The sequence below is a fragment of the Caballeronia novacaledonica genome (assembly GCF_900258035.1).
Taxonomy (GTDB): Bacteria; Pseudomonadota; Gammaproteobacteria; order Burkholderiales; family Burkholderiaceae; genus Caballeronia; species Caballeronia novacaledonica.
The window spans coordinates 22,715-29,196 of sequence record NZ_OGTP01000041.1 but is presented as its reverse complement, the minus strand read 5'-3'; the positions used below and the strand labels follow the sequence as shown (position 1 = coordinate 29,196).

7 protein-coding genes are annotated in these 6,482 nt (G+C 59.4%); 6 read left to right on the top strand and 1 reads right to left on the bottom strand.

From position 1 onward, the window contains the following. The first annotated feature begins 77 nt into the window (after positions 1-77). The 5 genes from NOV72_RS33175 to NOV72_RS31010 all read left to right on the top strand — a co-directional run bounded on the left by NOV72_RS33175 (position 78) and on the right by NOV72_RS31010 (position 4,076). Positions 78-338: a Cap15 family cyclic dinucleotide receptor domain-containing protein gene (locus tag NOV72_RS33175; RefSeq protein WP_181291205.1), complete on the top strand. Its 261-nt coding sequence runs from the start codon at positions 78-80 to the stop codon at positions 336-338. A 5-nt stretch (positions 339-343) separates the two neighbouring features. Continuing rightward, on the top strand, positions 344-1,441 hold the full coding sequence (locus NOV72_RS31025) for a nucleotidyltransferase-like protein (RefSeq protein WP_146150068.1): 1,098 nt from the start codon (positions 344-346) through the stop codon (positions 1,439-1,441). 549 nt (positions 1,442-1,990) lie between these two features. Further along, entirely contained in the window at positions 1,991-2,356 is a 366-nt protein-coding gene (locus NOV72_RS31020) for a mCpol domain-containing protein (RefSeq protein WP_106858331.1), read from the top strand. Beyond that, on the top strand, positions 2,356-2,964 hold the full coding sequence (locus NOV72_RS31015) for a Cap15 family cyclic dinucleotide receptor domain-containing protein (protein WP_106858330.1): 609 nt from the start codon (positions 2,356-2,358) through the stop codon (positions 2,962-2,964). The genes NOV72_RS31020 and NOV72_RS31015 overlap by 1 nt, the downstream gene beginning before the upstream one ends. A gap of 524 nt (positions 2,965-3,488) precedes the next feature. Further along, positions 3,489-4,076 (top strand): nucleotidyltransferase family protein, encoded by a 588-nt coding sequence (locus NOV72_RS31010; RefSeq protein WP_106858329.1) that lies wholly within the window; start codon positions 3,489-3,491, stop codon positions 4,074-4,076. A gap of 5 nt (positions 4,077-4,081) precedes the next feature. On the opposite strand, the gene NOV72_RS31005 is transcribed toward NOV72_RS31010, so the two are convergent. Then, complete coding sequence (locus NOV72_RS31005; RefSeq protein WP_106858328.1) at positions 4,082-4,786, bottom strand: glycosyltransferase family 2 protein; 705 nt, start codon at positions 4,784-4,786, stop codon at positions 4,082-4,084. 196 nt (positions 4,787-4,982) lie between these two features. Here NOV72_RS31005 and NOV72_RS31000 point away from each other — a divergent pair, with 196 nt between their 5' ends. Next, the gene (locus NOV72_RS31000; protein WP_106858327.1) at positions 4,983-6,482 is read left to right on the top strand and encodes a UdgX family uracil-DNA binding protein; all 1,500 of its coding nucleotides are present in this window, start codon (positions 4,983-4,985) and stop codon (positions 6,480-6,482) included.

Below are 6,482 nucleotides of genomic sequence, written 5' to 3'. Positions count from 1 at the left end.
TCTGGCTGTCTGTGAACTTCGACTTCTTCATTGCGTAGAACTCCCTTTGCTGGAAATTCTACTTCTGATCCCGCTTACTGGACGGGCGGATTACCACCGCATCTTCGGAATCGTTCAGTAAGTCCGCTGCGCTACAGGACGTCGATGGTCGTGCGCTTCTGATGTACTCGTATGCGAATACACCTTCGGTTCAAGGTAGAACCACGGACGGACTGGAGTCGCACTATGGCTACTGCGAACTGACGTTCAGCGATGATGGCAAGAGAGCCGAAGGATTCTATTTCAACAACATGGGACGCTTCACGTACGGAGACATGCGGCTGACAAAGGTCGAGTGAGACATATGAGCACAAAGTATTCGGATAAGCTGCAAAAACTGCGGAATCGACGAACACCAACGGTTAAAAGCCTGACTTTTGACTCGGTGCCAAGGCCGGTGATGGAGTCGTTTGAGACGAAGGGGAAAGGGGACGCGACGCGATATGCGTTAGGCTGTATGGCGGAGGTGCCCGCTGAGTACACGAAGATTTCTTTGCGTGATGGCCAGCGTGTTGCTGACCAACTCACTTCTCAGAAGCTCTATTCGGTTGAGACCCGATTGCAAGGCTCCGTGCCCCTGAATGTGCATATCTATTCATCTTCCGACGTTGACTTGCTTGTCCTAGCGGCTTGGTTCTGCCAAGTCGACCAACCAGCGGTTCAGCCAAATAGCTACAACTTTTCGACGGGTCCGAAATCGACACTCAAAGAGCTCGTGGACTTGCGTGCCTTCTGTGAAACATACTTGGCGCAAAAGTATCCAGCCGCTGAAGTTGACACGAGTGGCGCTAAAGCAATCGCAGTCTCGGGAGGGTCGCTCGCACGCAAGGTCGACATTGTCCCATCGCACTGGATTGATACGGTCGACTATCAACGTTTGCACTTGGAATACTTTCGAGACGTTGCCATTCTTGATAAACACACGCACACGACGCTGCGCAACAGCCCCTTTAGGCATATGATGCTAATCAATGCAAAGGACAAGGCTAGCGACGAATCCGCCAAAAAAGCAATTCGTTTGTTGAAATGCCTTTGCAGAGACGCTGATGCTGACATCGGGCTGTCGAGCTATGAAATTGCGGGGCTTATCTATCACATGCCGGACGAGAAGCTCAAAGTTAATCCTTTCTTTCCATTAGTGCTCTTGGGCCGCGTCGACGAGTATTTGCGCCAACTGGAGAACAACCCCTCGTATGCGAAGAGTTTGAGAGCTCCGGATGGGAGCCGCCTCATCCTCGATACGACTCAGAAAATAAATGCTTTAACGGCACTGCGGGTAGAACTGACCGACACGATTAACAACGTTGCGGCCGACTATGATGCGGGTCAGCAATACCAGTTCGACCGCGCGCTTGCACTAGAACGTGCAAGAAGAACGCTCGACAGCACAATCATTTATTGATTGGCTTGTGGACGGAAGAAGAGCAATCCGTTGCCCGAGCGTGCGCGCAAACGGGGTGTGCTCACGATTGGTTGGCAACGGCGCGAACGAGGTCGCATTCGGTGCGGTTCTGAGGCACGGCGCACGCTCTTTCGAACGCGGACAAAAGGCGAGAAAGGCCCGGGCCCAGCGCGGCCAAGAACGGTCAAGCGTGAGCGCCATCTCAACGTGCCGAGCGGGTTGCTAGGCACGACCCGAAGCTCAATCGTCGACGCCACTGAGATCGCAACGAACTGACAAAACGCAGTTCATCTGCGTCAACAGACAGTACCACCTGCTTCGAGATGGATCACTCACCTGCTGGGTTTAAGCCAACTTCGGTGCGCTCATGAACGCCGCCGCTGAGCTTGGCATGACTGGACGGTCTTTGGGCTGCTCCGAGCGCGCGCACGACGATTCGCTGTACGGTGCAAATGTGAAGTTATAGAATTGCCGGCTTGATACGCAAATAGCTACCTGATCGATCAGGCGCGATTAAAGTGTCTTGCGACAGCCTTTGGGGTAAATGAAATGTTTATAACGATTGACGGCGACGACATTGGCCAGCGAATCACAAAATATTATCTTGGTAACGACGCGATATCACTTACTGAACTCAATCAAAAAATGATTGAAACGACGCGCAGAATGGCTGACTATCTTGAGCAGCTTGGGTTTTCAATAATTTTTTGTGGGGCTGATGGCGTTGCGGGTCACACCGAAACCTTCTCAATTTCGGAAAATGAGATTTTCGAAGAAATTTCAGAGCTAGGGAAAGAGTGCGCTACATTCTCGGCAGGAACTGGGGATTCCCTGAGGGAATCGTACGTCGCCCTAATGGCCGCCAAGAGCCACGGAAAAGCACAACTATATAGCTATCGAAATCTGGAGCGCTGATGTTCAGAATCATAAATTTTTCAAGTCTGATCAAGTTGGCCGTCGGCCTCACAGTATTTTTCAGCATCGCGGTCTACGCACTCATTCTTCATTTTTCGCCAACTACGTCTCTATTCAAACTGTTTTCGATTTCATCTGCTGTAACTGCGCTCCTGATTTTCCTGATTGGGTCCAATTTTACGGCTCGTCGGATATGGTCTCTCATGAGATTATTTGATGGCTCTCTATTTCCTGATATTAACGGTGCATGGGAGGGTGAAATCACGTTCGAAGGAGGGCAGCTCACGGCTCGCGCCGTAATTCGCCAGACGCTTAGTCATACTCAAATTGATTTGCATACACCAACTTCAAAATCAATTACTCTCGAGTCTACTCCTGTTAGCGAGAGTGGGCAGCCACGCTTGTACTATGTACACCGCGTCACACCACAAAATCCAAATTGGCAGATATACACAGGGTCAACACTCTTTGACGTACGATACGTCCAAGTAAATGGAGAAAAAGTGCTTGAACTTTCTGGCCATTACTACACGAACAGAAAGACCAATGGCAGAATTAGGCTGCGCCAAATTGGAGGCGACTGCTTGCAAGATGTTTCCTACTACTGATGCATCCGATTGATCGCGGGCATTCGCGAGGCATGCCTGGCCTTCCGGTCTCGGTGTTTTTTTCGGCATCTGCTTCATAGCTGCCGTACAACTGCTGCTCTTACCGTTGGCGAAACGGATTCGAAACGGTGGGGAGGCCAGGCGGCGATCAAGCGTCCGCTGTCCGGCAACTAGATCTCCTCTAGGTTAGGACCGCTTCGGGTCGGAGGTATGAGTCGAAAGGTTGGGTATTGACGTTGCGTAACTCGGTAGCGCCAACGTCCGCACCTCCGCATACCGCAGACGTCGACTCGCACCTCGTCGAACGTCCGCAAAGGCCGATTTGTGTGCGTCGCTCCTCGGTCAGGTTCCGAAGTATCGCGGCCGTTCCAAAGTCGGGTACCCCTGCTTAGTGAACGGCCGCTGCTGGCCGACAGCAGCCCATCCACAAGCACCCCCAAAAACCCGCAAAGCCCCCCTCAACCCTTGCGACGTTCTTCGATGCGCCGCACAATCGCCATTCGATCCCCAAACGAGCAGCCGCGATGACCTATTCGTCGAACGCGACCGGCATCCTGCTGGCGGCGGGTCTCGGCACCCGCTTCGATCCCACCGGACGCCACAACAAGCTGCTCGCCACCCTGCCCGGCGGCACGCCCGTCGTGTTTCAATCGGCGCGCAGGCTGCTCGCGGTTTCCGCCGAAGTCATCGCCGTGGTGCGTCCCGGCGCCGAAAAGCTCGCCGAAGTCCTGAACGAAGCGGGCTGCAACGTCATCTTCAGCATCGATGCCGAGCGCGGCATGGGCGCGGCGCTCGCGGCGGCAGTGCGCGCGACGTCCGAAGCGGATGGCTGGCTCGTCGCGCTGGGCGACATGCCGTGGATCGAAGCCGCGACGTACGAAGCGGTCGCGCGGCCGCTCGATGAAGGCGCCGAGCTCGTCGCACCGTTTTATCGCGGCAAGCGCGGGCATCCGGCAGGATTCGGCCTCGCGCATCGCGAAGCGCTCGCCGCGCTCGACGGCGATGCGGGCGCGCGCGGCATTTTTTCGACGCGCACGCCGTTCGTCGTCGATGTCGATGATCCGAATGTGCTGCGGGACGTGGATTTGCCGAGCGATCTCGGACCGGCCTGAAGCGGTCAGGCCGCGATCGCCTCCGCCGAATCCGCGGCATCGGCGCCGATCGGCAAATAGCGCTTGCTCACTTCGAGCAACGTCGCGCCGAATCCCTTCTTCGCCCGAAAATCCGTCCGCGCGCTCGTCACCACGCGCGGCGCCGCGCTCCACTCGATGTTCGCGCCGATCGCCATCAGCGCCTCGACGAGCGCCACGTCCTCGCTCGACTCCAGCGGCGGAAATCCGCCCGCCTGCACGTACGCCCGCGCCGAGACGCCCAGATTCGCGCCGTGAATATGCCGATGCCCGTCCGCGTCGGTGTAAGTGCGGCCGAAGTGCTCGCGCACCGCGCCGATATGCGGCGCCCAGTCGTGCACGCCGATCACGCCGCACACCGCGTCCGCGCAGCAGTCGAGCTGGCGCACGAGCCAGTCGTCGGCGACGGTCGTATCGGCGTCGGTGAATGCGAGCCAGCGCGCGCCCAGCGCCAGCGCCCGTTCCGCGCCATGCGCGCGCGCCATGCCGACGTTGCGCGCGTCGATGCACGACACCTCCGCGCCCAAAGCCCGCGCGATGTCGCCCGTTTCGTCGATGCAACTATCGGCCACGACGATCACGCGCGCCGCCTCGCCAAGCAACTGGTGATGATCCGCCGCGCGACGCGCAGCCGCCACGCACGCGCCGATATGCGCGGCTTCGTTGTGAGCGGGAATGACGATGGCAAGCATGTCGGCTCCGTGTGTGGTGTGTTCAGGCAATCGAGCGCCGCGACGGATCAATTTCAGCAATGAGCGTTCCCATGTTTCGGCGGCCGCCACACCGGCCGTGAAAGGGCACGATCGTCGTCGAATGGTTGCCGGAAGGCCACTTTCATCGCTAGAATCACTGTATGGATATACAGTACTTTTCTGATTCCGACCGCCGATGAAATGCGTCACCATCGATCCATCGTTTGCTGCCTGGCGTTCCGAAGCGCGCGCGCTCCTCATGGAGGGCGCGCAGCCCGCGAACGTGCAGTGGCGCGAAACCGATGCCTCGGCCACGGTGTTCGGCTCCCTCTATCCGCCCCCGCCCGGCTCGGCGGATCCGAACGCGAAGAAGCCCGTCAGGGTCGCGCGCGAATTCCTCGCCATGCTCGAAACGGCGGCGTGCTACCGCGCGCCGGACCGCTGGCCGTTTCTCTACAAGGCGCTGTGGTGCTGGACGCAGGGCGACCGCGCGATCGCATCGGCAGATGACGCGGACGGTCATCGGCTGCGGCGGATGATCGAATCGGTCGAGGCCGAGGAGCGCGAGATGCGCAACAAACTGCGCTTCCGGCATCGCGATTCGTCGCTCGGGCCGCCCGAATTCATCAGTTGGTTCGAGCCGGTGCACGACCTGCTGGAGCACGCCGCGATGCATTTCGCCACCCGCATGGGCAGCGCCACGTGGATGATCGCGACGCCGCACGGCGCCGCCTTCTGGGACGGCGCGCTGCTGCGCGTGGACCGCACGAGCGAGCCGGAAGAAAAGCCGATGGACTTCGGCGACACGGCCATGAGCGGCGAGGCGGTGAGCGGCGACGCCATCGAGGCGCTCTGGCTCGCGTACTACGAAAGCACTTTCGCGCCCGCGCAGGCGAACGCCGCCGAAATGGCGTCGCATATGCCGGTGCGCTACTGGAAAAGCCCGCCGAACGCGCGCACCGATCCCGCGCTCATCTCCCGCGCCGATCCTTACTCGCGGCGCGACCGCCATCCGCTCAACGTGCCGCCCGAGATGGAAGTGACCATCAACACGGATCTGGAGCCGGTCAAGGGCACGATGCTGAACGAGCCGCCGTCGCTCGACGCGTGCAAGCGCTGCGCGCTCTGGCGCAACGCGACGCAGGCCGTGCCGGGCACCGGTCCCGCCGATGCGCGCGTGATGCTGGTCGGCGAGCAGCCGGGCGATCAGGAAGATCGCGAGGGCAAGCCGTTCGCCGGTCCGGCGGGCAAACTGCTCGACGAAGTGCTCGCCGAGGCCGCGCTTCCCCGCGCATCGCTCTATCTGACGAACGCGGTGAAGCACTTCAAATGGGAAGCGCACGGCGAGGAACGCGCGCATCTCGCGCCCGCGCAGCGCGAACGCGAAGCCTGCCGCTACTGGCTGGAGGAAGAACTGAGGCGCATCGCGCCGAAAGTCGTCGTCGCGCTCGGGGCGACGGCGCTGAAGGCGCTCACGGGGCATCGCACGGCGTTGTCGGAGTATCTCGGCAAGACCATCGAGCACAAGGGGCACATCATCGTGCCGACTTATCACCCGTCGTATCTGATGCGCCTGACCGACGACAAAGTGCGCGCGGAAGTCTTCGGGACGATCGTCGAGGCGCTCGTCTTCGCGCAGCAGATCGCGGACGGCACCGCGACCATCCGCACGCCGGTCGTGGACCGGACGCGCTAA